Raw genomic sequence first — 26,392 nt, 5'->3', positions numbered from 1 at the left:
GTCATGAGCGCGCGGGATGTTGTGGGCGTCATTGAGTCAGACCCGAGAGCAATGAGAATTCTTCGGGCTGCGGCCGACCTTGGACTGCCGGACTGGTGGATCGGCGCCGGCTTCATCCGCAACCGTGTCTGGGACGCGATCAGCGACCTCCCGGTCTCGTCGGAGCGCGACGTGGATGTCGCCTACTTCGACCCGGAGAAGCTGGACCCACGTGAGGACGCACGCGCCGAAGCCCAAGCGATGGTGGCCCTGCCGGGGGTGCCGTGGGAGATTCGCAATCAAGCACGGATGCATCAGCGCAACGGTGATCGGCCGTACGCGTCCACGCTGGACGCGATATCACGCTGGCCCGAAACAGCAACGTGTGTCGCGGTCACTCTGCGGGGTGGCAGCGTTCGCCTGGCGTCCTGCCATGGGTTGGCCGACCTCGTGGAAATGGTTGTCCGCCCCTCTCCAGCCTTCGACAACGCACTGGGGCGCGCGACGATACAGCGCCGCCTGGAGGCCAAGGGATGGCTCGACCGATGGGCCGGACTGCGGCTGGAGATCTAGCTGTCGCCTGCGCCAGGCGCAGACAGCTCCTGGGGGACGACGCCCGTGAGGCGGGCCGGCGCGGCTGCTAATGAACCCGACGGCCATATGAGGGCGTAGGTTCGCCAACATGTTCGACCTGCCGCTCGCGTCCGCGTTCACGGTCTTCAACGACCAGGACTCGGGATGCTTGTCCTACGGCGTCGAGCATGCCGGGCGCCGCTGGTTGGTCAAGAAGGCGACCACCGCACAGGCTCGCCACTCTCTGATCCGGGCCACGCACGTCCACGCCGCAGTCCAGCACCCGGCGATCGTCCGCCCCGAGCGGATCCTCGACAGCCTTGACGGGCCAGTGCTGGTCTACCCGTGGCACGACGGGTCAGTACTGAACCACGCCACCACGCAGGGCTCGAACCGAACCGCACTTACCCGGTTCCAACAGCTGCCCCTCTCCGACGTCGAGGCGGCGATCACCACGATCCTCGACGCGCACGAGACCGTCGCGGCGGCTGGTCACGTCGCGGTCGACCTGTACGACGGCTGCTTCCTCTACGACTTCGACGCCCGACAGATGTGGCTGATTGACCTGGACGAGTACCGGCGCGGCCCCTTCATCCTCGACGCCGACCGGCTCCCCGGATCCCGCCGCTACATGGCCCCAGAAGAGTTCGTCCGCGGTGCCGTCATCGACCAGCAGACCACCGTGTACACCCTCGGCCGCACCATCTGGCACCTGCTCGACTCCTCAACCGGCTGGCGAGGCACCACGGCCCAGGCTCGGCTTGCCACCCACGCCACCCACCCGACACCTGGTGATCGACACCCCGACGTCCGGGCACTCGTCGACGCGTGGCGAGCCACCCTCTCGACGTGAAACGGGCGTTGCTCGGTCTGAGCAATGGCGTTGCGCATTGCCCAGGCCGGCCAGTTAGGCTGCTGGCATGAACAGCTCGCACGCGTTCCCGACGGCGTCCCCCGACGTCCTGTTCGGCGCGCTGCGACGCCGGCGGTCCAACGACCGCCTGCGCTGAGCATTTTTCTCTGCGACCGGCGGATCGAGCCGCCGGTCATCGTCGATCGTCCTCGGTCCGCTCGCATTCCCCTTCGGTGATCCGCGCGGCGGATCCGAGCGAGATCGGCGTACCCATGGATCTGGAAAAGCTGCTGACAGACCGGCTGGCGCCGGCGTTCGCGACGGTGGCCGGCACGTCGGTCGACCCGGTGGTACGGCGGTCTCAGCGCGCGGACTTCCAGTCCGACGCGGCGCTGGCGCTGGCGCGGCGGCTCGGTCGGCCGCCGCGGGCGATCGCCGCCGAGGTGGTGGATCGCGCGGACCTGGCCGACCTGTGCAGCGCGGTGGAGGTCTCTGGGCCGGGCTTTCTCAACCTGACCGTCGCCGACGAGACTCTGGCCGGGCTGGTCTCCGCGCTGGCCACCGATCCGCGGCTCGGGGTGCCGGTGGTCGCCGAGCCGGAGACGGTGGTGGTCGACTATTCGGCGCCGAACGTGGCGAAGGAGATGCACGTCGGGCACCTTCGCTCGACCGTGATCGGCGACGCGGCGGCTCGGCTGCTGCACTGGCTGGGGCATCGGGTGCTGCGGGCCAACCACCTGGGCGACTGGGGCACACCGTTCGGCATGCTGATCGAGCACCTGGTCGACCTGGGTGAGGCCGAGGCGGCGCAGGAGCTGTCCATGGGTGACCTGGACTCGTTCTACAAGGCGGCTCGGGTCAAGTTCGACGCCGACGAGGCGTTCCAGGAGCGGTCCCGGCGGCGGGTGGTGGCGTTGCAGGGCGGCGACGAGGCGACGCTGCGGCTGTGGCGGCTGCTGGTGCAGCAGTCGGAGCGGTACTTCCTGACCGTGTACGACCTGCTCGACGTGACCCTCACCGAGCGGGACTTCCACGGCGAGAGCAGCTACAACGGCCTGCTCGGTTCGGTAGTCGAGGACCTGGACCGGCTGGGTCTGCTGCGCGATAGCGACGGCGCTGCCTGCGTGTTCCCGCCCGGCTCCGTGGGCCGCGACGGCGAACCCCTGCCGCTGATCGTGCGTAAGTCCGACGGCGGGTACGGCTACCCCGCCACCGACCTGGCGGCGATCCGGCACCGGACCGGCACGTTGGGCGCGACCCGGCTGCTCTACGTGGTCGGTCTCCCGCAGCGGCGGCACTTCGAGATGGTGTACGCCGCTGCCGCGCAGGCCGGCTGGCTGGCCCCGCCGGCCTGGGCCGAGCACGTCGGATTCGGGTCGATCCTCGGGTCGGACGGGCGAATGCTGCGCAGCCGGGCCGGCGGATCGGTGAAGCTGGTCGGGCTGCTGGAGGAGGCTATCGCCCGGGCCACCGCATTGGCCCGGGAGCGCAGCCCGGAGCTGAGCGAGGCGGAGGCGGCCGAGGTAGGCCGGGCGGTCGGTATTGGTGCGGTCAAGTACGCCGACCTGTCCAGCGACCGGCACAAGGACTACGTCCTCGACTGGGAGCGGATGCTCGCCCTGGACGGCAACACCGCGCCCTATCTGCAGTATGCGTACTCGCGGATCCAGTCGATCTTTCGGCGGGCCGGGGTGGCGGCCCGACCCGAGGCGAAGATTTCGCTGGCCGAGCCGGCCGAGCGGGCGCTCGCCTTCGAGTTGGTCGGCTTCGGCAGGGTGGTCGGCGAGGTGGGGGACAACCTGGAGTTCCACCACCTGGCCGGGTATCTGTACCGGCTGGCCGCCGCGTTCAGCGCGTTCTACGAACGGTGCCCGGTGCTGCGGGTCGAGGGGCCGACCCGGGATGGCCGACTGGTGCTCTGCGACCTGACCGCCAGAGTGCTCCGGCAAGGGCTGTACATCCTCGGCATCCGGACTTGTGAGCGCCTGTAATCAAAATGGACGGTTGCTCTGGTTGAGGACTGCGATCGGCAACGAGCTGCGCGACGCTTGATCACCCGTAATGCGAGCCATACGTCCAATCCGGCTCGCCGCGTACCCGTCGGCCATGTTGCTGGCACACGGCCGGGGCGGTGAACAGGCAGGCCATGTGCCACACATCGGGCGCACTCCAGGGAAATGAGGCGGCGCGGCAGGCAGCTATGACATAGATGGAATTACATGTATTGAACAAGCTCAGGTATGAAGGCCGAAGGCACGTCTCGGTGCTGATTCCGGAGAAGGAGCGACAGATGAAGCATTCCCTGCGCCGTCTACGAACGGGGGCGGTCGCGCTCGCTGCCTGCTCACTTGGGCTGAGCCTACTGTCGGTACCCGCCGCCGAGGCGTACTCGGTTGCCCCTCTCGCGCCGCAATCCGAGCGGGCACCGGAATCGAACCAGTTTTCGGCAGAGGGCGTGACCACCATCGGTGAACTCCGCACCGTCGACAGCTCCCTGTCCTACGCCTCCAGCGGCGGGACACAGATCATTCAGCATCCCGGCGCCACGTACGTCAAGGTGCACTTCAGCGCACTGCGATTGGCCCAAGGCGACTACGTCACCGTGACGAGCCGCGATGGCAAGGAGAGCTACCGGTACGACCGCCACCTCAACAGGGCGACCGGTTCGGACTACACCACCGACGGACAGCCGGGTTTCTGGGCGATGTCGGTGCAGGGCGACACCGCCGTGGTCACTCTGCACAGCAGCCGCGCCTCACGTGGCAGCACCGCCACCATTGACCGGTTCTGGCGCGGATACGACGCCACGGAGATCGCCGAGCACAACTTCTCCACCCAGTCCGTGTGCAGCACCGACGCCCGACGGGACGTGGTCTGCTACCAGAACAGCCACCCCACCGAGTACGCCCGCGGCAGGGCGGTGGCGCGGCTCCTGATCAGCGGCGGTGGACTGTGCACCACCTGGCGGGTCGGCAACACCAACCGGATGCTGACGAACAAGCACTGCTTCTCGACGCAGTCAGCCGTCAGCGGCAGCGAGATGCAGTTCAACTACCAGTGCGCCACCTGCGGCGGCGCGAATCCCGGCGCCGGCACCAAAGTCAGCGGTGCCACCCTCTACCGGGTGAGCAGCGGCGGCTCCAACCAGCTGGATTACACCCTGTACTCGGTCAACAACTTCGCCGCCATCCAGGGATTCGGCACGCTCTACCTGGCAACCACCGCCACCAGCAACGGCACCCGGATCTACGTGCCCGGGCACGGCGACGGCAGCGCGAAGCGGCTCTCGATCTACGAGGACGCCCAGAACGGCGCGACCTGCGCTGTCCGGAACGCGAACTACAACACCTGGAACATCAGTTACAGCTGTGACACCTCCGGCGGCAACTCGGGTTCACCCGTGCTGAATGCCAGCCACCGTGTGATCGCCCTGCACCACCTCGGCGGGTGTCCGTCGAACCAGGGCGCGAAGGCGCACCTGATCTACAACGAGATCGCCAGCCTGATCGACAACGGCTGAGACGGTGGGCCGCCAACGCGCGCAGTGCGCTTGGCGGCCTATCGGCATTCTCGCCCTTCGACCTCGGCGACCTCGGCCATCGAGACGGACGCCGGTCCGGCGATCCCCGTCGGACCCGTTCACGACCACCGTGCACATTCGACGTCGAGGCGTGCGTCGGTGCGCACCCAGACTTCGCCCCCGGCGGCCCCGGCCGGGGCGTCGACCCGTTCGAGACCGAGGAATGCGATCAACTGGAGCAGTTCGGCTCGTTCGGCTCGGTCATCGTCGACATCATGCGAGTCGAAGAAGACGTAGTACTGGTCGCTCGGGTCGACGATGCCCGAAGCTGCCCAGATCCGACCGACTTCTTCGATCGCCGCTGCTTCCGTCGTGATCGTGGCGGCGCGGGCGGCACCGCGGGCCTCCGGCGACGCGTCGAGGTCGGAGAGCTCGGAGAACCACTGGCCGAAGTGGTCGAGGCCGGCATATCCGTTCTCGAAGAACAGCATCGCGCTCGGAAGGTAGCGGTTGGCCCTGTCGACCTGGAGGTGTTCCGACCGAGATTGGTCCGCGTCCTTGATCCGGGAGATCACCCCCAGACGGGGCATGAGCACCAATCTCTGCCTCGCCGACTCATCCTTGATGGTGTAGGTGTCGGACTCTCGACCCCGGAAGAACGCAGCGAACGCCACGTAGGCCTCCTGAGGGTCGCCCACGGAGACTTGTTGGTCGTTGCCATCACCGACAGCGAAGACGAACTGCTTCGGTCCGGGATCGTAGGGGCGGGCCATGTGCGTCCTCCGCTCGCGTGTGACAGCACCACCAGCGTGGTGGATCAGAGCGGACAGGCCCGCGGCCCTGATCATAGAAGTTCGGCAGTTTCTGCACGGCCGTACCCCTGGCTCACCCGAAAGAGCGGGTTCGTCACAAGGCCGTGGCATCGCGGTGAGCGATGCCACGGCCGCTTTGTCGTGTCAGTCCGGTCCTCGACGGGATCTCCGACGTGGCGCAGAAGGAGACCGGTGAGCGCCGTCGGCCGGCGGCGCTCGACGAGCCGGCACGGGTCGCAACAAAATCACCCGTTCGGCGGCGCGTGCGCGCACGGTGGCCGGGATAGGCTGCCGCGTCGTAGAGCATGATCAACGTATCGCGGGGGCTTTGTGATGAGAAAACGTGCGCTTGCTCGGCTCGCGCTCGTGCCGCTGCTCGCGGCGGCCGGCATGGTTGGTTCGGCGGCGTCGGCGGCACCTGCGACCGCTGCGGCGAACGAATCCTCTGAGTTGTACGTCAGCAACAAGTACTGCTCGCCGACGGGCGTGCAAAACGGCAGCCCGGAGGCGCCGTTCTGCACCATCCAGGCCGCCTCGGCCGTCGCGGGGCCGGGTCAGACCGTGCTGGTGCAGCCGGGGGTCTACCGGGAGAACGTGTCGTTCAACCGTTCCGGCACCGAGTCGGCGCCGATCACGTTCCGAGCGGTCTACCTTGCCAACGATTCGGTCCGGGTCGGCAAGTACGAAACCACCGCCGTCACCGGCGCAGTCATGGTGATCTCGGGTGTGCACGACGTCGTGATCGAGGGCTTCGACGTGTACGGCGCCGACCGCTCCGACGCCATCGCGGTCATCGATTCCAGCCGCATCACGCTCGACAAGATGACGATCCACGGCGGTTCCCTCGGGCCCACCGGGGTGGAGGTCAGCGGCGTCTCCGACGACGTGACGATCAGCCGCGGCCTCATCCAGAACACCTCCGGACCGGCCCTCGACCTCGACCCGGGCACGACGAACGTCACCGTGACCGGCAACCAGCTCATCGACTCCGGCCTGCTCGCCACCGTGTCGCCCGGACTCACCGTCACCGGCAACACGGTCGTGACCGACTGCCGGCCCGGAATCGACCTGTACGCCAGCTCGACCGGCGCCTCCGTCCGTAACAACATCGTGCAGACGTCGAAGTCGCGTCAGCCCTGCGCCAACCCGGCGGGGGCCACCGCCATCCGGGTCGACAGCAGTTCCGCAAGCGACACCACCGCCGATTACAACCTCGTCGACCCGCTCAGTGGTGGACCGATCTACACCTGGGCCGGCGAGGCATACGCCGCGCTCGCGCCATTCACCACGGCGACCGGCCAGGGCACCCACGATCTGCACGCCAACCCGCTGCTCACCCTGCAACAATTCAACACCTGGAGCAGCTGGTACGGGACTGGGACGGCGTCGCCCGCCCGGGATTCGGCGGACGCGGCCGCCCCGGGGGCGCTGGACACCGACCTGCTCGACAACTCGTACGCCGACGACCCGCAGGTGCCGAACACGGGCACCGGCAGCCAATACCGGGACCGGGGGGCCGTGGAGACGCAGGGCCCACGTGTCACCGATCCGCAGTATCTCCGCCGTAAGGCCGGCGGCGGCCCGTTCGACGTGGTGGCCGGCCAAGGCATTCGCTCCTCCTGGACGGTCGAGCAGCAGCGGGCGAAGTACGCCTACCAGTTCTACGGCGACTTCTACGAGACCCGCTACTGGCACGTCACCGATTCCAACTCCGTGGAGCACACCTTCCGCCGAGGCGGTCGGGTCTGCGTACAGATGCAGGGCAGCCAGCGAGACTTCCGATCGTCCGACAGCTACCGTACGGAGGTCTGCACGGTCGTCGGGGCACGGTACGTGCCGGTGACTCCGACCCGGCTGCTCGACACCCGGACCGGGCTCGGCACCACCTCGAAGCAGCCGTTGGGGCAGGACGGCAGCGTCGTCATGCCGATCACGAGCCTCGCGGGAGTGCCCGTCGCGGACATCACCGCGGTGGTGCTCAACGTGTCGGTGACCCAGCCCACCGAGTCGGGCTACATCGTCGTCTATCCCTGGGGCGCGGTACCGAACGCCTCCACCATGAACTTCGTCCCCGGAGAGACGGTGGCCAACCAGGTCACCGTGCCGGTGTGGAACGGCCACATCGCGTTCACCCACCGCGGCCTGGGTCAGGTGCACGTCGTGGCGGATCTGCAGGGCGTCTACACCGCGTCCGGCTCCGGCTACGCCTCCATGTCACCGGCTCGGATGCTCGACACTCGCGAGGGCCCGGCCGGTCCCATCGCCGCCAACGCCACCCGTACCCTCGACCTCTCCAGCAAGCTGCCGTCCGACGCGACCGCCGCCGTCCTCAACGTGACCGCGACCGGCCCGACGGCCAACGGCTTCCTCACCCTCTTCCCGTACGGCGGCACCGCGCCCACGGCGTCGCACCTCAACTACGTCCCGGGGCAGACCATCCCCAACCTCGTGACCGTGCCGGTCGTCAACGGCCGGGTGAACATTCGCAGCGCCAGCTCCGGCACCACCCACGTGGTGGTGGACCTCGCCGGCTGGTTCAGCCCGTCCGCGACTCAGACCTTCGTGCCGCTCGATCCCACCCGGGTGCTGGACACCCGCGACGGCACCGGGCGCGGAACCGTGAACGCTCCGCTGCGGGGGTTCGAGACGATCAGGGTCGACCCACGCGTGGTGGCAGCAACCTGCAACCCGGCATGCCCCGCGCCGACCGCGATGGTGACGAACCTGACCGTGACCGCACCCACCACCGCCGGTGTACTCATCGCGCACCCCGGGGGACAGCAGCGACCCACGGCCTCGAACGTCAACTTCGTGGCCCGCGAGACTGCGTCGAACGCCGCCCTGGTGGGGGTCGGCGCCGGGGTCGACGTGTACAACAACAGCTCGGGTCAGACCCACGCAATCGTGGACCAGCTCGGTTACTTCATCGGTCCGCCCGCCTGACGGGTCCCGCGCGACACCACGGCCACCGATCGCCCGCCGATCGGTGGCCGTCGTGTCAGGTCTGCTGCTGGGGAGGCCTCGTCGGCGCGCCCGAAGGCGCCAGCACCGGTGGTCCCGGTGGTGGACGGATGTGGCAGCGCTGCACGGAGCAGGCGTCAGGAGACCGATGGCGGCCAGCGGTATCCGCGCCAATCGTCCCAGGTCGCGAATCCAGCCGGTGGGTCATCGATGGGTTCACTGCCGTCGAGCTCGCCTCGCGTGGGGATCTCGACGGTGGCAGCCCACTCGGCGAGTTCCTCGTCGGAGATGGGCCAGGTCGTGTGTGGCGCTTCGACTTGACGCCGATCACGTCGTCTCCGCTGCTCGGCCGGGGTGAGTTCGAAGTAGTGCAGCTCCACCATCGCACCGAGGTCTGCTGCTGCCTGGCGGAGCGCGGAGCGCTCGTCTCGACTCCAGAGGCCGTAGTCGATTACGACATTGTTGCCCAGTTCAAGGGCGCGCAGACCGATCTGGATGAGTCGACCCTCGATCACGTCCCCAGCCGATGGTGGATTCTCGTGGCCGTAGAGAGCCTTCACCCATTCGTCCTTCGTGAGCCGAAGCGCATTCTGCTCGATCTCGATGCGTCGAGCGGCAGTGGTCTTCCCGGTGCAGGGGAGTCCCACAGTCAGGAACAGTGTTGGTTGCCTCATCATCACCCGTCTCCGACCGAACCGAACGTCTGATCATTGCCGACACCCGTCATGCCGCCTCCGAGGGCTACGGATCTTCGAAACCTGCGCAGCCAACATCACCGACCTTGCCGAGGAACACGGCCACCCTGGTCGGGGTACGTCGATGCCGACGGCTTCTTCTGGACGCCCGACCAGGCGCTCGGCTCGCGGCCCTGGGGCTACGTCGGCGGCAGGACGCCTGCCACCAAGGCCAACATCGCCGGGACCGAGGACGACGCGCTGGTCCGCACCCAGCAGACCGGCCAGACGTTCAGCTACGTGTTCTAGAACGCGCGTCTCCCTCCGGTCTCGGCCGTCGCGACGAATACCTGACAGATGCTCGACGAAGTGGCGACCAACTGTCTGGGTAACTGTTCAATCGTGTCGTCGGAGGGGGTGGGCCGGTGCGGCGATCGGCGCAGCTGATGCTGTTGGTGGCGGCTGGGCTGCTCGCCGCTGCCGCCGGCACGGTGCTGGCGGTGTCGGTCAATGTGGCCACGGGTGGGGCGGCTCGGGGGATTCCAGCGATCGAGTGGCACCCGTGGTGGTGGTCCGCCGGGGCAACCGCCGCGGTCGCCGGTGCAGGGTTGATGACGTGGTGGGCCCAGCGCCGGTATGAGCGAGCGTTGCTGGAACTGGTGCCAGCGGTGCAGCGGCCGGAGCCGTGGGTGGTGGACCGACCCTCCGAGCTGGTGGAGGTTGTACGGGCGTTGCGGGGGCGCGGTGTGGCGACGGTGGGCATCACCACCGCGGTGCATGGAGCCGGTGGCTTCGGCAAGACCACCTTGGCGAAACTGGTGCGCGCGGACGCGCGGGTGGTGCGCCGCTTCGGTCGGCGGGTGTACTGGGTGACGCTGGGACGCGATCTGCATGGCGCCGGGTTGGTGGAGAGCGTCAACAATCTCGCCCTCAGGATCGATCCCAGCCGAGCGCAGCCAACGGCCGGTCTACGTCAGGCCGCCGAGCAGTTGGCAGCGGTACTGGCAGACGGCCCTCGGCGGCTGGTGATCCTCGATGACGTGTGGTCCGAGGATCAGCTGGCAGCCTTTCCCGTGGCTGGCCGGTCGGCCCGATTGGTGACCACTCGCTCGAGGTCGCTGCTAGCCGGAAGGGCAATCCCGGTCCGGGTGGACCGAATGTCGCCTGAGCAGGCCCGCACCCTGCTGGTGTCTGGTCTTCCGCAGCGACCCTCACCGGCGGTCGTCGATGGTCTGTTGGACGAAGCCGGGAACTGGCCGTTGCTCGTACGCCTGATGAACAAGATCTTGGTCAAACAGGCCCTGTCCCGCACCGATGTGACTGCATTGGGCCAGGATCTGCTGGAGCAGCTCCGCCGCAACGGGGCTCTACGAGTGGACACAATCACCGGCGCGGCGGCCCGCCAACTCGACGTCGATGATCCTGACCAGCGGGCTGACGCAGTGGCGGCCACGATCGAGGCGAGCACCGGACTGCTCTGCAGCAACGAGTACGACCGATTCGCCGAGCTAGCGATTTTCGCCGAGGACGAAACCATCCCTGTGCCGCTGGTAGCGAGGTTATGGTCGGCCGCCGGGATGTCCGAGATAGCTAGCCGGGCCTTGTGCGCACGGCTGGCAGATCTGGCACTGATCGCCCTCACCCCGACTAACGGCGGCGGCACCCTCAGCCTGCATGACGTCGTCCGCGACTACCTCGCCGAACACCTACGAGGCACCAAACACCTTGGGCCGCCGGAGATCACGCGGCTGCACCAGGTGCTGCTCGATGCGGTCACTGCTGACCTGCCTGATGAGTCGGCGGTGTCCGGCCCGAAACCACCCGTCGCCTGGTGGCAGCTACCCGAGGACGCCCGCTACCTGCGCGAGCATCTGATCGATCATCTGCTCGCCGCCGACCGCCACGGCGAAGCCGAACGCCTGGCCACCGATCTGCGGTGGGTCCAGGTGCGGCTCCAAGAAGCGGGACCACTGGCAGTTCTCACTGACCTTGCCCTGGTGAATAGTCCCCGTGCGCGCCGGCTGAAGAGGCTACTCGAGCATTTTGCACACCTGCTGGCACCGACCGAACCCGCACCTTCACGTCTCGACATCTTCTACAGCCGGGTCTCGAACGACCCGGACTGGGGGCCGCCGGCCCGTGTCTTCGCAGCCCAACGCACTCCACCCGCACTGATCTGCACCTGGCCGATGCCCGATCTTCCGCACCCCGCGCTACTTCGGTCACTCACGGCCCACACCGGCGCAGCGGCCGTGGTGGTCGCCCCGGACGGGACCTGGCTGGCGACCGCTGGCGGCGACGGTGTGGTACGGATCTGGGATGCCGTCGCCGGCCAGGAACGCGTCCAGCTCACCGGCCGTATCAGGGGACTGTCCCCAACGCAGATGGCTATCGCGCCGGACGGCAGCTGGCTGGCCACCGCCGGCTACAACGGCACGATACGGACTTGGGATGCGGTCACCGGCCGGGAACGTGCCGTGCTGACGGGGCACGCTGGCCCGGTGTCGGTGGTGGTGATCGCACCGGACGGGACCTGGTTGGCCACCGCCGGCCGCGACGGCACGGCACGGATCTGGGATGCGGTCACCGGCCGGGAACGTGCTGTGCTGACGGGGCACGCTGGCCCGGTGTCGGTGGTGGTGATCGCACCGGACGGGACCTGGTTGGCCACCGCCGGCCGCGACGGCACGGCACGGATCTGGGATGCGGTCACCGGCCGGGAACGCGCCATGCTCAACGGTCAACTCAATGCGTATTCTTCACCGCGAATGGCCATCGCGCCGGACGGCACCTGGCTGGCGACCGCCGGCCGCGACGGCAGGGTGCGGATCTGGGATGCGGCCACCGGCCGAGAACGTGCCCGGCTCATCGGGCACACCGGCCTGGTGTCGATGGTGGTGATCGCCCCGGACGGCACCTGGTTCGCCACCGCCGGCTCCGAGGGTGGCAAGCTGGAAGGCGTCGGCGACGACACGGTGCGGATCTGGGACACGCTCACCGGCCGCGAACGTACCCTGCTCACTGGTCACGTCGGCGCGGTGTCGGTGGTGGTAATCGCCCCAGACGGTAGCTGGTTGGCCACCGCCGGCCCCGACGGCACGGTGCGGATCTGGGATCCGATCAGTGGCCAGGAAAGCGCCCGACTTGCCGGTCACACGCGTGACGTGACCGCGATGGTGGTTTCACCGGACGGCAGCTGGCTGGCCACCGCCGGCCGCGACGGCACGGTGCGGATTTGGGACGCGAGCGCCGATGGGCGATCCCAGACCACTGGTCACGTCGGTCGGCTGCGGGCGATGACAGTCGCGCCGAACGGGACCTGGCTGGTCACCGCCGGCCGCGACGGTTCAGTGCGGATCTGGGACGCGACCAGCGGCCGGGAACGCGCCGCACTCACCGGCCACCCCAGCGGGTTCTCCCAATCGCCAATGGTCATCGCGCCAGACGGGACCTGGCTGGCGACCACTGGCCGCGACGGCGCGGTGCGGATCTGGAATCCGGTCAGCGGCCAGGAGCACGCCCGACTTGCCGGTCACACCAGCGTGGATGCGATGGTGGTCGCGCAGGACGGCACCTGGCTGGCCACCGCCGGACGCGCCGGCGGCACCCACATCCTTCAAATTTGGGACGCCACCCGTGGCCGAGCACGCTCGCGCCGTAATGTGGACGCCAGCTCGAGGGTGGTAGCAATTTCTCCTGACGGCACCTGGTTCGCCACCGCCGGCACCGACGGCAAAGTACGCGTCTGGGACGCGGCCGGTAACCGAGCAGGCCCCCGCCGGACGGTGAAAACCGGCATGGTGCTCGCGGTAGCAATTTCTCCGGACGGCACCTGGCTCGCTACCACCGACCTTCTTCATCGAGTACGAATCTGGGAGACGGCTACCGGCCGGGAACGTGGTCAGCACACCGACGGCATTGGGCTCTCCTCGGTGATGGCGATCGCCCCGGATGGTTCCTGGCTCGCCACCACCGGTCGTGGCGGCACCGTGGTCATTCGGGACACGTCTAGCGGTCGGGAACGCACCAAGCTCACCGGCCACACCGGCGAGGTGTCGGTCGTAGCGATTACGCCCGACGGCGCCTGGGTCGCTACGACCACGACCGACGGCACGGTGCGGATCTGGAGCCCCGGCAGCGGTTCTTGCGTCGCCATGATGCGCGTCGAACGAGAGATCACCGCTTGCGCCTGGAGTCCGGTCCGCTACGAACTCTTCGCCGGAGGCCCAGCTGGCCTCTACCGATTCGACTTCAAGCCGCCGATTGCGTAGACCCGGCCTTGGCTGGCACCGGGCCGAGCTTGTCAGGGCGCAGGGTCGGGACTCGCACGCCCGTTCCGCAGGCCGGCTCAAGACCGCGGCCAGCTGGGGCGTGTCCTGCCGATCTTGTTCCCGATCGGCTCGGCCGTATGAGTAAGGTGCGCGTCATGATCAAGGACGCTGCATGCCGTTGACGAATCCGTGGCTGGCCGGGCCCACGCCGGCGAAGCGGCTCGATCGTGAACGGCTTGAAGAGCGCATTCTCAACCTGCTGTCGTCGCAGAACATGTGCGTGCTCGCGACCACGGGTCCGGACGGGCCGTTGGCCACCCCTGTGCGGTACTACTCGCTCGGCTTCACGGTCCTGTTCACAGCCGCGCCGCGTTCGCCGAAGATGCGCAACGTCGCTGCCGATCCGCGGGTGTCCGTCGGGATCTTCGCGCCGCTGGTCGGGCTGGCCAGCAGCCGCGGGGCTCAGTTGTTCGGTGCTGCCCGGGTGCTTGACCCAGGGCATCCGGACCGTGCGCACTACTGGGAGGCGTTCCGATGGGAGAACGAGCACGCCGAGCGGGGGCGATTGCTGTCCGAGCCGCCCGAGGACACGCTGGTGGTCGTCGAGGCGGAGCGGATTGTCTATACGGAGCACTGGCTGCGACGTGAAGGGTTGGCACCCCGCCAGTTCTGGCATCGCTGAGGTCACGCCACGGCGCACCCGTGCAAGATCCCGTTGATGACCTGACGGTGATCGCGCCACCGCCCCCGCGCACCGCCGGGCTCCGGTAGCAGCGGCGCGATCACCGCCCATGCCTCATCGGTCAGTTCACCACGACGCACCACCGGCACATCGTCAACGATCAACCACTACAAGATCGGCAGGACGCACCCTAGGCCGGCGGCTCGACCGCCTCGACGAGAACCTCGAGCACGTGTCGGTACGGCTGCCCGGTCGCCCGACTCATGCCCATCTCGCAGGTGCGGTTGCAGGAGGCGTACGCGTCGTAGTCGCGTTGATTGACCTCGGCGGCCTGGGCTGCGGTGGCGCTGGCGGTGACCTCGGGGTGCAGCATTCCTCGGTCGCCGGCGAAGGCGCAGCACCCCCAGCTGTCCGGCACGGTGACGGTGTCGGCGACGGCCCCGGCCACCGCGCGCAGGTCATCGATGCCGCCCAGATGCACAGTGGAGCAGGTGGGGTGCAGGGCCAGCGAGCCCAGACGGCGGGGCTGCGGCAGCGCCGGCAGGAGGTGCTCGGCGGTGAAGGTCACGCTGTCGACGAAGCGCAGCGCGCCGTACCGTGCCCGGTCCTCCTCGGCCAGCGCAGCGGTCAGCTGCGTCAGCCCGTGCGTGCAGGACGACGCGTCGCACACGACGGGCAGTCGCCCCTCGTCGCTGGCCGCCCAGAGCGCGGCCAGGGTCCGCTCGGCCATCTCGCGGTGGCCGCCGGGGTAGCCCTTGGACTGCCACGGCGTCCCGCAGCACAGGCCCGCCGTGCCGGTCGGTACGACGAGCGGCACCCCCGCCAGTTCGCAGAGGCGCAGGAACGCCGCAGCCGTTCCGCCGGACGAGGCGTCCTCGGGGGCGAAGAGGCTGCCGACGCAGGCCGCGAAGAACACCGCCTGGGCGTCTGGCGCGCTGCGGGGGGTGGGGCGGGGAGCGCCGGCGCGCGGCATGTCGTCGCTCCACAGCGGCACGAGTTCGGTGGCGCCGAGCCCACGGATCGCCTTGGTGGCGGCGCGGGTCACCGGCGTCGGTACGACGTGTGCGGCGGTCAGTCCCACCCGGACCCCTGTCACGGCGGCCTGCCAGTGCCGCGCGGCGGTGCGGGCGGTGCGCTGGGCGCGAGGGGTGTGCCGCTCGGCGCGCAGTCGCTTCATCGCCGCGCCGGTGTCGATGCCGACCGGGCAGGCGGTGACGCAGAGGCTGTCCGCGGCGCAGCTGTCCACCGCGGCGTACTCGTAGTCGGCGGTCAGCTCCCGGCGGCGCTCCTCGTCGCCGGCGGCGGTGGCGAGGGCGATCTGCCGTTGCAGGACGATGCGCTGCCGGGGCGTGGTGGTGACGTCGGCGGTGGGGCAGACCGGCTCGCAGTAGCCACACTCGACGCAGGCGTCCAGCTCGGGGTCGACCGTCGGGACGGCCTTGAGCTGCCGCAGGTGCACGGTGGGGTCGTCGTTGAGCAGCACGCCGGGGTTGAGCAGGCCGCTCGGGTCGCACAACCGCTTGAGCTCGCGCATCACGTCGTACAGCTCGTCGCCGTACTGCCGGCGGACGAACGGGGCCATGGCCCGGCCGGTGCCGTGCTCCGCCTTGAGCGTTCCCCCCTCGGCAAGCACGAGGTCGACCATGTCGTCGGTGAACCGGGCGTAGCGGTCGATCTCGGCCGGTGTGTCGAAGGACTGGGTCAGCATGAAGTGCAGGTTGCCGTCGCGGGCGTGCCCGAAGATCACCGCGTCCGGGTAGCCGTGCCGGTCGAACAGGCCGATCAGCCCGTCGCAGGTGCCGGTCAGGCGCGGCATCGGCACCGCGATGTCCTCCAGCAGAGCCGTGGTGCCGGGCGGGCGGGCCCCGGCGACAGCGGTGTAGAGGCCCTTGCGCAGGTGCCAGAGGTTGGCCCGTTCGCGCGGGTCGCGGGTCAGCTCGGTGCCGGTGACGGCGGGCAGCCGGTCGAGCACCGGCCGGGCGTCGGCCAGCGTCGCGGCCAGATGCTCCGCGCTGTCCTCGGCGAACTCCACGAGCAGCGCGGCGTGGCCGGTGACCGTCAACCCGCGCAGGGCCGGGCTCGCACCCGGGTCGCGCTGGCTGACCCGCAGCGCGGCCGCGTCGAGCAGTTCGGCGGTACGCGCACCGGCGGCGAGCAGGGCGGGCAGGGCATCGGTGGCGGCGCTGAGGCCGGGCAGGATGAGCAGGCCGGTGGCGGCGTGTTGGTGGATCTCGACGGTCCGGAAGACGGCCTCGGCCACGAACCCGAGAGTGCCCTCGCTGCCGATCATCAGGTGGGCGAGCATGTCGGCCGGGCTGTCGTGGTCGAGCAGGGAGTTCAGCCCGTACCCCATGGTGTTCTTCATCGCGAACAGCCGCTCGATCGTGGCGCGCGACCCCGGTGTCGAGCGCACCCGGTCGCGCAGGCGCAGCAGCCCGGCGTGCAGCTCGGGCTCGTCGGCCCGCAGCCGGTCGTCGGCGTCGCGCGCGCCGGAGTCGACGACGGTGCCGGAGGGCAGGACGAAGCGCAGCGACTCCATGGTGCGGTACGCGTTGTCGGTGGTGCCGCAGGTCATCCCGCTGGAGTTGTTGGCCACCATGCCACCCACCGTGCAGGCGGCCTCGCTGGCCGGGTCGGGGCCGAGCCGGCGTCGGTAGCGGGCCAGCCGGGCGTTGGCCTGCCGGATCGTCAGGCCCGGCTGGAGCCGGATGCGGCGGCCGTCGTCGAGCACCTCGGCGTGCCGCCAGTCGGTGCGGACGTCGACCAGCACGCCCGCGCCGCCGGCCTGCCCGGCGAGGCTGGTGCCGCCGCCCCGCAGGGTCAGCGGCACCCCAGCCTCCCGGGCACCGGCCATCAGCGCACCCACCTCGGCCGCCGAGGCGGCGCGGACCACGGCCTGCGGCTCGAACAGGTACGGCGAGGCGTCGTGCGCCGCCGCCAGCCTCCGGGGCAGCTCCGCGCTGGCCCGGGTCGGGTCGTCGAGGCGCGAGCGCAGCAGCTCGGCAACCTCGCGGGCGCGGGCGCCGGCCGCGGTCGGCGCGGGTACGCGTACGGGTTCCATCGGCGGGTCCTCCCGGGACGTGGTCAGCCGGCCACCGGAGGCACGGCGGGACGGTCGACGATCAGCAGCCGGTCCGGTCCGTCGCTGACCGGTGCCGGCAGCCGCAGCGGCTGCCGGCCGGGGGTGATGCTGCCGAGCACGGAGGCGTGCCGCGCGCCGGTGCCCGAGGGCAGGGTGCCCGGCAGCCCGTGCACGGTCAGGTAGCCCAGTAGCGCGAAGGCCAGCGCCTCCTTGGCGTCCGATGCGACGCCCAGGTCGTCGCTGGACGACAGGTGGACGCCCGGCAGCTCATCGGCGATCATGCGCATCAGCGTCGGGTTGTGTGCGCCGCCGCCGGAGACGACGAGCCGGGTGACGTTGTGGTCGCGGCAGGCGCCGGCCACCGTGACCGCTGTGAGGCGGGTGAGCGTGGCCAGCACGTCCTGCGGATCCGGCGTGGGCGCGTCGGCGAGGGCGGCGAGCAGGTAGGGCAGGTGGAACAGCTCTTTCCCGGTGCTCTTCGGGCCGGGCAGCCGGTAGTACGGCTCGTCGAGCAGCCGTCGCAGCAGCTCCGGGTTGACCTGCCCGGCGGCTGCCCCGCGCCCGTCCCGGTCGTACTCCTCGGTGCCCCCGCTGAAGTGGCGGGCAGCGGCGTCGAGGAGCGCGTTCGCCGGACCTGTGTCGAAGGCGAGCGGGTCCGCGTCCGGCGCGACGACGGTGATGTTGGCGATGCCGCCCAGGTTCAGGGCGGCCGGGACGCCGGGCAGGCCGCGCAGCAGCAGTGCGTCGAAGAGGGCGACCAGGGGAGCGCCCTGGCCGCCGGCGGCCACGTCGCGGCTGCGCAGGTCGGATACGACCGGGAGGCCGGTGGCCTCCGCTATCCAGGCCGGTTGACCCAGCTGGAGAGTGCCCCGGACCATGCCGGCCTCGACCCAGTGGTGCATGGTCTGCCCGTGCGAGACGACCAGGTCGGCATCGCCGCCGCACAGCTCGGCGAGGGCCCGCGCGCCGGCCTCGGCGAAGGCCTGGCCGATGCCGGTGTCCAGCACGCAGATCGCCTCGGTGGTGGTCGGCGCGGGCGGCAGGGCGGCGGCGATCTGCGTGCGCAACTCGTCGGAGTACGGGTGGCTGAGGCGGCCCAGCGGTCGCATCCGCAGGGTGTCGCCGCTCAGGCCGAACTCGGCCGCGGCGGCTTCGATGCCGTCGTAGGAGGTTCCGGACATCAGGCCGATCACGCGCATCACGTCCTCCTTCACGCCCGGCCGGCGGGCGCCGCCGCGGCGTCGTCGTCGACCTCGTCGCGACGCCCATGGTCGTACGGCGTCTCCGGGGCCGGGTGGAACCGGCTGGACACCGCGCCGACGACCAGGGTGATCAGGACGCCGATCGGGACCAGCCACTGCGCGGCGATGGCGGTGGCGGTGGTGGTCCCGGCCGTCGTCACGTCGATCTTGACGTAGCGAACGATGTAGGTCATCACCGCCACGGTGACGAGGAAGGCGATGACCGCGTCGACCTGGTTGGCCCGCTTGACGAGACGGCCGAGCAGGAAGGCCCCGAGCAGCGCCCCGTAGGTGTAGCCGGCGATGGTCAAACCGGTCAGGTAGACGTTTCCGGTGCTGGAGCTGAACGCGCAGGCGAAGATCGCCATCAGCACCGCCCAGACCAGGGTCATCACCCGGGCGAGCCGGAGCATCGCGTCGTCGGACGGGACCTTGCGGAAGAAGCTGTGGATGAAGTCGGCGACGGTGGAGTTCGACATCGAGTTCAGCGCCGACGACAGCGAGCCCATCGCGGCGCCGAGGATGCCGGCCACCAGCAGACCCGAGATGCCCACCGGCAGGGCGTGCAGGATGAAGCTCGGGTAGAGGTTGTCGCTGCTAGCCAGGCCGAGTTCCTTGAAGGTCTGACCCTTGTTGTACGACCACAGCAGCGCGCCGACCAGGGAGAACGCCGCGAACTGGATCACCACGAAGATGCCCGAGGAGATCATCGCCTTCTGCCCCTCGCGCAGCGTGCGGGTGGACAGGATGCGCTGCACGATCAGCTGGTCCGACCCGTGGCTGGCCATCGCGAAGATCGCGCCGCCGATGATCGCGGTCGGCAGGGCGAACGGGCTGGTCAGCACGTGCGCGAGCGTGAAGTTGGTGTCGAAGAGCTGGAACTTGCCGGCGTCCAGCGCCTGCGAGTAGCCGTCGAAGCCGACGGCGTGGCTGAGCACCGCCACGGCCAGGATCGCGCCGCCCAGGTACAACCCCATCTGGATGGCATCGGTCCAGATGACCGCCTTGATGCCACCGAGGTAGGTGTAGACCACCGTGATGAGCGTCAGAACGATGATGATGGCCTGGTAGCCGACATTCAGCCCGAACTCGTCGAGGAGCAGCTTGATGGGGATGGCCGAGGCGAACAGCCGTACGCCCTCGGCCAGCAGGCGGGTGAAGACGAACGTGACCGACGCCAGACCTTGAACTTTCAGGCCAAACCGCTCACCGAGGTACTGGTAGGCGCTGACGAACCCACCCCGCTTGTAGAGCGGGATGAGCACCGCGGCCACGACGACCCGACCGATGACGTAGCCCAGGGCCAGCTCGACGTTGCCGAAGCCCTGGCCGCTGTAGGCACCGCCGGGAACACTGATCACGGTCAGGACACTGGTCTCAGTGGCCACCACGGAGAACGAGACGGTCCACCAGGGCAGTCGACCCTCGCCCACGAAGTAGTCCTTGGCGGACTTCTGTTTACCGGACAGGCGTAGTCCGACGAAGGCGATCACCACGAGGTACAGCACGATTACGACAAGGTCGAGTTGACGCACGGCTCGCTCCCAACCAGCGGGGTTGTCAATAAGTGACGTTGGCCAACACTAGCGCGAAACTTTTTGCCGCTGCCTGTCCGGGCTGGTTACGCTGTGGTTTCAGCCTGCTGATAAGCGGCGCGGTGGCGCAGCAGAACGCGCCCGCTGCTCCGGAATTGGCACGGCGCGTTGCCGGAGTGGTCCTCGACGAACCGCCGCACCCCGGCCGGCGACTGGAACCTGGAGAGGAACGACCCCGTGGACCTGAGCACCCTCGCCACCGAGACCCGCAACGACAAGACCACCGACCTCGACCGGATGTCTCCCACCGAGCTGCTCCTCGCGATGAACGACGAAGACCACTCGGTCGCGCAGGCTGTCCGTCGAGCCGTGCCAGAGATCGCGGCCGCCGTGGACCTCGTCGTGGCGTCACTGCGCCAGGGCGGGCGGCTCATCTATCTCGGCGCCGGCACCAGCGGCCGGATCGGCATGCTCGACGCCGTCGAGATCCCACCCACCTTCGGTACGCCGCCCGACCGGGTTCTCGGTCTGCTCGCCGGCGGGGCGGGCGCCTTCGCTGTCGCCGTCGAAGGCGCCGAGGACCAACCGGCCGGCGCTGTCGCCGACCTCGACGCGATCGGCCTGACCGCCCGCGACACGGTGGTCGGGCTCGCCGCCAGCGGCCGTACCCCATATGTGGTCGGCGGGTTGGCTCACGCCCGCGCGCTCGGAGCGACGACCGTCTCCGTCGCCTGCAACACCGACGCGGTGATCAGCCGGCACGCCGACGTGGCCATCGAGGTGCCCACCGGCCCGGAAGTACTCACCGGCTCCACCCGGCTCAAGGCCGGCACCGCCGAGAAGCTCGTCTGCAACATGCTCTCGACCGCCACGATGGCCCGGCTCGGCAAGGTCTACCGCAATCTGATGGTGGACATGAACGCGACCAACGAGAAGCTCGTCGACCGGGCGCGTCGGATCGTCGCCGAGGCCGCCGAGACTGATCTCGACACCGCGACGCGGGCGCTCGCGGCGGCGCACGGGCACGCCAAGACAGCGATCGTTCTGCTGCTCGCCCACTGCACCGCCGAGGAGGCCGCAGCACGGCTGCGCGACGCCGACGACGACGTCCGGGCGGCCGTCGCGCTCTGACCCACATGGGCGAACCCTCACAGGCGCGCGGAACTCGAGCGTTATCAGCATGCGACCACCGCGGTACCCGTCGCCACCGCCGCTGCGCCCCGATGGAGGCGTGAGTCGCGGAGCCTAGGCTGGACCGGATTCCTGTGCCGGCAGGTGCAGGTGTTGTAAGTCGTCCGGGACCGGTAGGTCCGGCCGGTAGACCAGCAGCGGCGGTTGGCTGTCGGTGTCGGCGCGGGCGGCGGGAGCATCGGCCAGCGAGAACTGGTCCCGGAGGCGGCCGAAGAAATCGTCGACGTCGGCGACGATGAGCTTCGCGCGGCGCCGGGCGGGGTAGACGGATACCCAGTCACCGGGGTCGAGGATCCCGTGTACGCGCCCGTCGACGACGACGGCGACCTGGCCCGATCGAGGGAGCACCTGCACGCCCACGGGTTCGTCCGGGGCGGTGACCATGCTGCGGTTGAACGCCATGTGCGGCGCGACCGGGGTGAACACGAGGGCGTTGAGGCGGGGCGAGAGCACCGGTCCGCCCGCCGCGAAGGAGTACGCGGTGGAGCCCGTCGGCGAGGCGACCATGACGCCGTCGGCGGAGTAGGTGGCGAACAGTCGCCCGGACAGGTACACCGCCACGCTGGTCTGCCGGTCCCGGCCGAGTTTTTCGAACACGACGTCGTTGAGGGCGCTCAGGCCCAACGGGACACCCCAACCCACCTGGTCGGGCGTGCCCGGCCGGGGAAGGGGCGGGACGGGATCGGGACCGCGGCCGTAGCGGAGCAGGGTCCGAAGCTCCGCTGGGACGTGGAGCGGCCGCGACGCCCGCAGGGTGAGCAGCATGCGTTCCTGGATGGGTGCGCGGCCGGCGAGGGCGGCGCCCAGCACCCTCGGTAGGTCCGTCGCAGCGAACGGGGTGAGGAAGCCGACCCGGCCGGCCTTCACGCCGAGAACCGGTGCGTCGGCTTCGACGGCGACGGCCAATCCGCGCAGGAGGGTTCCGTCGCCGCCGATGGTGACGACGAGTTGGGGCCGCTGCGCCATGCCGGCCAGCACGTCGGCGGGGCTCTGCTCGTCCCGCCAGACATCCAGCGCCTGCGACGCCGCGCCGTGCTCGGCGCAGATCCGCGACACCATGTCCGCCGTCTCGGCGGCCTGCGGCCTGGTCGGGTGTACGACGACGCCAACGAGCATCCGAACCCCCCACGCCCTCTCGGCTATCGACTCAGCTGACGATGAACACTGCGGCATTACTCTACGTACGGGATCCATGGCATGTCGTGAGCATCCCATCTGTGGCACGCCTGTGCTGCTAGGCGTCACCGGACTTACGCTGCACGTTGGCTCGCGCCCGCCCCGACGGCACGCTCGCTGAGCTGCCAGAGGCGCTCCACCGCCGCTGTGCCAGTCACGAGCGGCGCCGGAATCGCAGGCAGGCAACCTTCGTAGTAGGCACCGTTGACCGGCACCTCCCCGGTGGCCGCCCGCAGCACCGCCTGCATCCCGTCGATCACTGGGACACCATTGCGGCCATAGACGCTGAGGAGCCGCGTTGCCACGACGCCCGGGTGAACATTGGCGACCGTCACCTCGGTACCGGACCTGTCAGCCAGCGCCACCCCGAACATGGTCAGCGCCAGCTTGGCCTGCGCGTACGCGGCCACCGGCGCGTACCGTCCGATGCGGTTCAGATCACTCCACGGCAGGTCACCCATCCGGTGCAGGCATGACGACACGTTGACCACTCGCGCGCCGCGCTTGCCGCGCAGCGCCGGCAGCAGCGACCTGGTCAACAGGTACGGTGCGAGGTAGTTGACCTGCCACGACAGTTCGTTGCCGTCTACCGTCTCTGCCCTGCGCGCAGCGCCGACCATTGCTGCGTTGTTGATGAGCAACTGCAGCCCCGAGGACTGGGCAACCACCGCGTCGGCGAGCGCACGCACCTGCGACAGCTGCGCGAAGTCCGCGATCATCGGCGTGACCGGCGCCGACGCCCCGACGGCGTCGAGGAGCCGCCGCGTCGCGTCACGGCCCTCGGTCTCGGTCCTGGCGTGCAGCAGCACGTGCCACCCGCGGGCCGCCAACGCCCACGCGACCTCGAAACCGATGCCGCTGCTGGCCCCGGTGACCAGAGCGGTCCGGGAGACCTCGTCCATCGGGCTCCTTTACGCCGGTGTGCTGTGCGCTGTTGGGTTGTGCTCTTGTCGAAAAAGAAGGTTGCGGCGGGTTCGAAGCCGAACCGGCCCGAACCCGCCGCGCGACGGGGCGGAGGCGCCGAGAGCAGTTAGCGACATGCGCCGCGCCCGGATGTGGGGGACGGCGATGTGTCTGGACCGCACCGGTCGCCCGTCCACTACGGCTGGGCTCGGACAAGCCCGGCCGGGGTGCGCCACGTCAATCTGACTACCGTCGTTTCGTCCACCTCGTTTTTGCGACAACAAGCACATCGCGTACGGGGTGTGCGCCACAAGGCTCTTCACACCGCTGATACGGAACCCGGCCGGGAATTGACGCCGCCGATACGCCAGCTCCCGTCAGTGGCCGCCGGTTCCATAGCGATCGCGCCTGCGGCGGATCGTGCGCGCCTCTTGGCGCCGGCACCAGCCGGCTCGCTTGACCGCGTAGGTGCCGTTATGGCCGTGTCAAGAATCGGCCCGTGGTCGTAACGGGTACGTGAAAGCTGTCGACGGCGGTCGGCCCGGCGGACTGAAATGGCGCCAGGCGGACTCGACGCGCGGGTCCGCACGGTCGCCGGAGGCTTGCCATGGCGGTGGAACGCAACCTGTGGGAGGCGCGGGGCGCGCAACAGACGCCGACGGGCGTCAGCGTCGCGATCGGCTGGACGGCGATGATCGCCGCGTCCCTCGTGGCGGCGGCGCTGTTCTCGCGCTCGGAGATGCCGGGGCGAGTGCTTATTGTCGCTGTGGCGGCCGGTGCCTTTGCGGCGCTGGTTCCTGACCTGTGCGCCGTGGCTGCGGTCACCGGTTTGGCCATGGCCACGTTCGTCGGGTTCCTGGCGAACCAATTCGGCGAACTGACCGGCGGCGACGGTGCCTGGTCGTACGCCGTAGTGATCGGCTTCGGTGCGATCCTCGGGACCGGCTACCGGTTCATGCGACAGGTCCCGCAGACACGACACGCGCATTCAGAACCGCTGCAGGTGGTGGCGGACAACCCTTTCCCTGACGAACGTGATGTAGCTGTCGCGCCGCCCGACAACGCCTTCGACGGCCGTCGCGCGGCTTGAGCCGCTCGTAGTACCGCCGCGCCTGACCGTTCGCGCCGGCCGCGTCGGCCACTGGCCGCTGCGAGGTGGGCAGCATGCGCGCCTCGGGCACCCCAGCCTGCGCACCTCGGTGGACATGGCGCCACCGCCCTGGTGGCCGGTGTCACAATCGCGACCGCTGGGCCACTCCCAATCGCATGGCTCCGAACTCAGGGGCGAACAATCGAATCCGCACCGCAGGCTTGACCCTGACGCTGCGTCAACCCTTCATGCTGGCTGCCATGAGCAATTCGCCAACAACAGCTCAGGCCGAGCAATCCGCGATCCACGTGCACGGCCTGGAGAAGTCGTTCAAGGACCTGAAGGTCCTGCGCGGCGTGGACATCGACGTCGCGCGGGGCAGCATCTTCGCCCTGCTCGGCTCCAACGGGGCGGGCAAGACCACGGTGGTGAAGATCCTGTCCACACTGCTCAGGGCCGACGCGGGGACCGCCCGGGTCAACGGCTTCGACGTCGCGGCACAGGCAGCGGAGGTGCGCGAGTCGATCAGTCTCACCGGGCAGTTCGCAGCGGTCGACGAGATCCTCACCGGGCGGGAGAACCTCGTCCTGGTCGCCAAGCTTCGGCACCTCAAGGACCCGGGCGGGGTCGCGGACGACCTGCTGAGGCGCTTCTCGCTCACCGACGCGGGCAGCCGGAGGGTGGCGACGTACTCCGGTGGCATGCGCCGCCGCCTGGACATCGCGATGAGCCTCATCGGTAGCCCACCGGTGATCTTCCTTGACGAGCCAACGACCGGGCTGGACCCGGAGGCACGCATCGAGGTGTGGCAGGCCGTCAAGGAACTGGCCCAGGGCGGTACGACAGTACTGCTCACCACTCAGTACCTCGACGAGGCCGAGCACCTCGCCGACCGGATCGCGATCCTGCACGAGGGCCGGATCATCGTGAACGGCACCCTCGACGAGCTCAAGCAGCTCCTCCCACCCGCGAAGATCGAGTACGTCGAGAAGCAGCCGAGCCTGGAGGACGTCTTCCTCACTCTCGTCGGCGCCCGAACGAACAAGGAACAGTGATGAACAAGCACTTCGTCGGCGACACTGCCGTTCTCCTGGGACGCTCGCTGCGCCACATCGCCCGCAGCCCGGACACCATCATCACCACCGCGATCATGCCGATCGCCTTCATGCTGCTGTTCGTCTACGTCTTCGGCGGCGCGATCGAGACCGGGACCGACTCGTACGTCAACTACCTGCTGCCCGGCATCCTGATCATCACGATCGCCTCGGGCATCTCCTACACCGCCTTCCGGCTCTTCCTGGACCTGAAGGGCGGCATCTTCGAACGGTTCCAATCCATGCCGATCGCCCGCTCGTCCGTGCTGTGGGCGCACGTCCTGACCTCGCTGGTCGCCAACCTGATCTCGCTCGTCGTCGTCATCGGCGTCGCCCTGATCATGGGCTTCCGCACCGGCACGAACGTACTGGGCTGGCTCGCCGTGGCCGGCATCCTGGTCCTTTTCACCCTGGCGCTGACCTGGATCGCCGTGATCCCCGGCCTCACCGCGAAGACACTGGACGGCGCGAGCGCGTTCTCCTATCCGCTCATCTTCCTGCCGTTCGTCAGCTCCGCCTTCGTGCCCACCGAGTCCATGCCCGGCCCGGTACGTGCCTTCGCCGAGCACCAGCCGGTGACTTCCATCGTCAACGCGGTCCGGGATTTGTTCGCCCAACAGCCGGTCGGCGCCGATATCTGGATCGCCCTCGCCTGGTGCGTCGGCATCCTCGTTCTCGCCTACGTGTTCGCCAACGTCACCTACCGACGCAGGATCTCCTGAGCCGGTGTCGACCGGAGCTGGACCAACTGCGGG

The 26,392-nt window shown here is 69.3% G+C and carries 19 protein-coding genes and 1 pseudogene; 12 read left to right on the top strand and 8 right to left on the bottom strand.

Annotation, left to right across the window (positions count from 1 at the left end; translation table 11 throughout):
* Nucleotides 1-3: 3 nt before the first annotated feature.
* The 4 genes from V6V47_RS26785 to V6V47_RS26770 all read left to right on the top strand — a co-directional run bounded on the left by V6V47_RS26785 (nucleotide 4) and on the right by V6V47_RS26770 (nucleotide 4,925).
* The gene (locus V6V47_RS26785) at nucleotides 4-552 is read left to right on the top strand and encodes a nucleotidyltransferase family protein (protein ID WP_334631155.1); all 549 of its coding nucleotides are present in this window, start codon (nucleotides 4-6) and stop codon (nucleotides 550-552) included.
* 109 nt (nucleotides 553-661) lie between these two features.
* Nucleotides 662-1,405, top strand: coding sequence for a serine/threonine protein kinase (locus V6V47_RS26780; protein WP_334631141.1), 744 nt, complete (start codon nucleotides 662-664; stop codon nucleotides 1,403-1,405).
* Nucleotides 1,406-1,677: 272 nt separating this feature from the next.
* Nucleotides 1,678-3,396, top strand: coding sequence for an arginine--tRNA ligase (argS, locus tag V6V47_RS26775; protein ID WP_334631140.1), 1,719 nt, complete (start codon nucleotides 1,678-1,680; stop codon nucleotides 3,394-3,396).
* 464 nt (nucleotides 3,397-3,860) lie between these two features.
* Entirely contained in the window at nucleotides 3,861-4,925 is a 1,065-nt protein-coding gene (locus tag V6V47_RS26770) for a trypsin-like serine peptidase (protein WP_334631139.1), read from the top strand.
* Between the two features lie 119 nt (nucleotides 4,926-5,044).
* Here the strand turns inward: V6V47_RS26770 and V6V47_RS26765 are convergent, their stop codons facing one another.
* Nucleotides 5,045-5,773: a hypothetical protein gene (locus V6V47_RS26765; protein ID WP_334631138.1), complete on the bottom strand. Its 729-nt coding sequence runs from the start codon at nucleotides 5,771-5,773 to the stop codon at nucleotides 5,045-5,047.
* Between the two features lie 297 nt (nucleotides 5,774-6,070).
* On the opposite strand from V6V47_RS26765, the gene V6V47_RS26760 reads away from it, so the two are divergent.
* The gene (locus tag V6V47_RS26760) at nucleotides 6,071-8,680 is read left to right on the top strand and encodes a right-handed parallel beta-helix repeat-containing protein (protein ID WP_334631137.1); all 2,610 of its coding nucleotides are present in this window, start codon (nucleotides 6,071-6,073) and stop codon (nucleotides 8,678-8,680) included.
* Between the two features lie 155 nt (nucleotides 8,681-8,835).
* Here V6V47_RS26760 and V6V47_RS26755 read toward each other — a convergent pair whose 3' ends face one another.
* Complete coding sequence (locus V6V47_RS26755; RefSeq protein ID WP_334631154.1) at nucleotides 8,836-9,375, bottom strand: ATP-binding protein; 540 nt, start codon at nucleotides 9,373-9,375, stop codon at nucleotides 8,836-8,838.
* A 48-nt stretch (nucleotides 9,376-9,423) separates the two neighbouring features.
* Here V6V47_RS26755 and V6V47_RS26750 point away from each other — a divergent pair, with 48 nt between their 5' ends.
* The 3 genes from V6V47_RS26750 (at nucleotide 9,424) to V6V47_RS26740 (ending at nucleotide 14,325) form a co-directional block, all read left to right on the top strand.
* The gene (locus V6V47_RS26750; protein WP_334631136.1) at nucleotides 9,424-9,681 is read left to right on the top strand and encodes a hypothetical protein; all 258 of its coding nucleotides are present in this window, start codon (nucleotides 9,424-9,426) and stop codon (nucleotides 9,679-9,681) included.
* Nucleotides 9,682-9,797: 116 nt separating this feature from the next.
* The gene (locus tag V6V47_RS26745; protein ID WP_334631135.1) at nucleotides 9,798-13,643 is read left to right on the top strand and encodes an NB-ARC domain-containing protein; all 3,846 of its coding nucleotides are present in this window, start codon (nucleotides 9,798-9,800) and stop codon (nucleotides 13,641-13,643) included.
* A 172-nt stretch (nucleotides 13,644-13,815) separates the two neighbouring features.
* The gene (locus V6V47_RS26740) at nucleotides 13,816-14,325 is read left to right on the top strand and encodes a pyridoxamine 5'-phosphate oxidase family protein (protein ID WP_334631134.1); all 510 of its coding nucleotides are present in this window, start codon (nucleotides 13,816-13,818) and stop codon (nucleotides 14,323-14,325) included.
* Here V6V47_RS26740 and V6V47_RS26735 read toward each other — a convergent pair.
* The 4 genes and pseudogenes from V6V47_RS26735 to V6V47_RS26720 all read right to left on the bottom strand — a co-directional run.
* A pseudogene (locus V6V47_RS26735) lies at nucleotides 14,311-14,465 on the bottom strand (transposase); the annotation flags it as partial. The gene V6V47_RS26740 and the pseudogene V6V47_RS26735 sit on opposite strands and share 15 nt — an antisense overlap.
* Nucleotides 14,466-14,515: 50 nt before the next feature.
* The gene (locus V6V47_RS26730; protein ID WP_334631133.1) at nucleotides 14,516-17,386 is read right to left on the bottom strand and encodes an FAD-binding and (Fe-S)-binding domain-containing protein; all 2,871 of its coding nucleotides are present in this window, start codon (nucleotides 17,384-17,386) and stop codon (nucleotides 14,516-14,518) included.
* A 23-nt stretch (nucleotides 17,387-17,409) separates the two neighbouring features.
* Nucleotides 17,410-18,606: an anhydro-N-acetylmuramic acid kinase gene (locus tag V6V47_RS26725; RefSeq protein WP_334631132.1), complete on the bottom strand. Its 1,197-nt coding sequence runs from the start codon at nucleotides 18,604-18,606 to the stop codon at nucleotides 17,410-17,412.
* An 11-nt stretch (nucleotides 18,607-18,617) separates the two neighbouring features.
* Entirely contained in the window at nucleotides 18,618-20,183 is a 1,566-nt protein-coding gene (locus tag V6V47_RS26720; RefSeq protein WP_334631131.1) for a sodium:solute symporter, read from the bottom strand.
* 237 nt (nucleotides 20,184-20,420) lie between these two features.
* On the opposite strand from V6V47_RS26720, the gene murQ reads away from it, so the two are divergent.
* A complete protein-coding gene (gene murQ / locus V6V47_RS26715) occupies nucleotides 20,421-21,314 on the top strand; it encodes an N-acetylmuramic acid 6-phosphate etherase (RefSeq protein WP_334631130.1) in 894 nt (297 codons plus the stop codon).
* A gap of 114 nt (nucleotides 21,315-21,428) precedes the next feature.
* Here the strand turns inward: murQ and V6V47_RS26710 are convergent, their stop codons facing one another.
* Nucleotides 21,429-22,490 carry an NAD(+)/NADH kinase gene (locus V6V47_RS26710; protein ID WP_334631129.1) on the bottom strand — a complete coding sequence of 354 codons (1,062 nt, stop codon included), beginning with the start codon at nucleotides 22,488-22,490 and terminating at the stop codon, nucleotides 21,429-21,431.
* Between the two features lie 134 nt (nucleotides 22,491-22,624).
* Nucleotides 22,625-23,452: an SDR family NAD(P)-dependent oxidoreductase gene (locus tag V6V47_RS26705; RefSeq protein WP_334631128.1), complete on the bottom strand. Its 828-nt coding sequence runs from the start codon at nucleotides 23,450-23,452 to the stop codon at nucleotides 22,625-22,627.
* A 608-nt stretch (nucleotides 23,453-24,060) separates the two neighbouring features.
* Between V6V47_RS26705 and V6V47_RS26700 the strand changes: the two genes are divergently transcribed.
* The 3 genes from V6V47_RS26700 to V6V47_RS26690 all read left to right on the top strand — a co-directional run bounded on the left by V6V47_RS26700 (nucleotide 24,061) and on the right by V6V47_RS26690 (nucleotide 26,359).
* Nucleotides 24,061-24,543, top strand: a complete 483-nt coding sequence (locus V6V47_RS26700; protein WP_334631127.1) for a hypothetical protein — start codon at nucleotides 24,061-24,063, stop codon at nucleotides 24,541-24,543.
* A gap of 260 nt (nucleotides 24,544-24,803) precedes the next feature.
* Nucleotides 24,804-25,598, top strand: a complete 795-nt coding sequence (locus V6V47_RS26695; protein WP_334631126.1) for an ABC transporter ATP-binding protein — start codon at nucleotides 24,804-24,806, stop codon at nucleotides 25,596-25,598.
* The gene (locus V6V47_RS26690) at nucleotides 25,598-26,359 is read left to right on the top strand and encodes an ABC transporter permease (RefSeq protein WP_334631125.1); all 762 of its coding nucleotides are present in this window, start codon (nucleotides 25,598-25,600) and stop codon (nucleotides 26,357-26,359) included. The genes V6V47_RS26695 and V6V47_RS26690 overlap by 1 nt, the downstream gene beginning before the upstream one ends.
* Nucleotides 26,360-26,392: the final 33 nt, after the last annotated feature.

Origin of the sequence: Micromonospora sp. CPCC 205539, assembly GCF_036906815.1 — a bacterium.
Lineage (GTDB): Bacteria > Actinomycetota > Actinomycetes > Mycobacteriales > Micromonosporaceae > Micromonospora.
The sequence above is the reverse complement of the archived record's forward strand: the minus strand, read 5'-3'. Positions and strand labels throughout refer to the sequence as shown.

Excerpts from the sequence above, each read along its gene's own strand:
- V6V47_RS26750 (WP_334631136.1), top strand. The coding sequence starts at position 9,424 with ATGCCGCCTCCGAGGGCTACGGATCTTCGAAACCTGCGCAGCCAACAT.
- V6V47_RS26780 (WP_334631141.1), top strand. The coding sequence starts at position 662 with ATGTTCGACCTGCCGCTCGCGTCCGCGTTCACGGTCTTCAACGACCAG.
- V6V47_RS26740 (WP_334631134.1), top strand. The coding sequence starts at position 13,816 with ATGCCGTTGACGAATCCGTGGCTGGCCGGGCCCACGCCGGCGAAGCGG.
- V6V47_RS26755 (WP_334631154.1), bottom strand. The coding sequence starts at position 9,375 with ATGATGAGGCAACCAACACTGTTCCTGACTGTGGGACTCCCCTGCACC.
- V6V47_RS26725 (WP_334631132.1), bottom strand. The coding sequence starts at position 18,606 with ATGCGCGTGATCGGCCTGATGTCCGGAACCTCCTACGACGGCATCGAA.
- V6V47_RS26760 (WP_334631137.1), top strand. The coding sequence starts at position 6,071 with ATGAGAAAACGTGCGCTTGCTCGGCTCGCGCTCGTGCCGCTGCTCGCG.
- V6V47_RS26710 (WP_334631129.1), bottom strand. The coding sequence starts at position 22,490 with ATGCTCGTTGGCGTCGTCGTACACCCGACCAGGCCGCAGGCCGCCGAG.
- V6V47_RS26700 (WP_334631127.1), top strand. The coding sequence starts at position 24,061 with ATGGCGGTGGAACGCAACCTGTGGGAGGCGCGGGGCGCGCAACAGACG.
- V6V47_RS26785 (WP_334631155.1), top strand. The coding sequence starts at position 4 with ATGAGCGCGCGGGATGTTGTGGGCGTCATTGAGTCAGACCCGAGAGCA.
- V6V47_RS26690 (WP_334631125.1), top strand. The coding sequence starts at position 25,598 with ATGAACAAGCACTTCGTCGGCGACACTGCCGTTCTCCTGGGACGCTCG.
- V6V47_RS26765 (WP_334631138.1), bottom strand. The coding sequence starts at position 5,773 with ATGATCAGGGCCGCGGGCCTGTCCGCTCTGATCCACCACGCTGGTGGT.
- V6V47_RS26695 (WP_334631126.1), top strand. The coding sequence starts at position 24,804 with ATGAGCAATTCGCCAACAACAGCTCAGGCCGAGCAATCCGCGATCCAC.
- V6V47_RS26730 (WP_334631133.1), bottom strand. The coding sequence starts at position 17,386 with ATGGAACCCGTACGCGTACCCGCGCCGACCGCGGCCGGCGCCCGCGCC.
- V6V47_RS26705 (WP_334631128.1), bottom strand. The coding sequence starts at position 23,452 with ATGGACGAGGTCTCCCGGACCGCTCTGGTCACCGGGGCCAGCAGCGGC.
- argS (WP_334631140.1), top strand. The coding sequence starts at position 1,678 with ATGGATCTGGAAAAGCTGCTGACAGACCGGCTGGCGCCGGCGTTCGCG.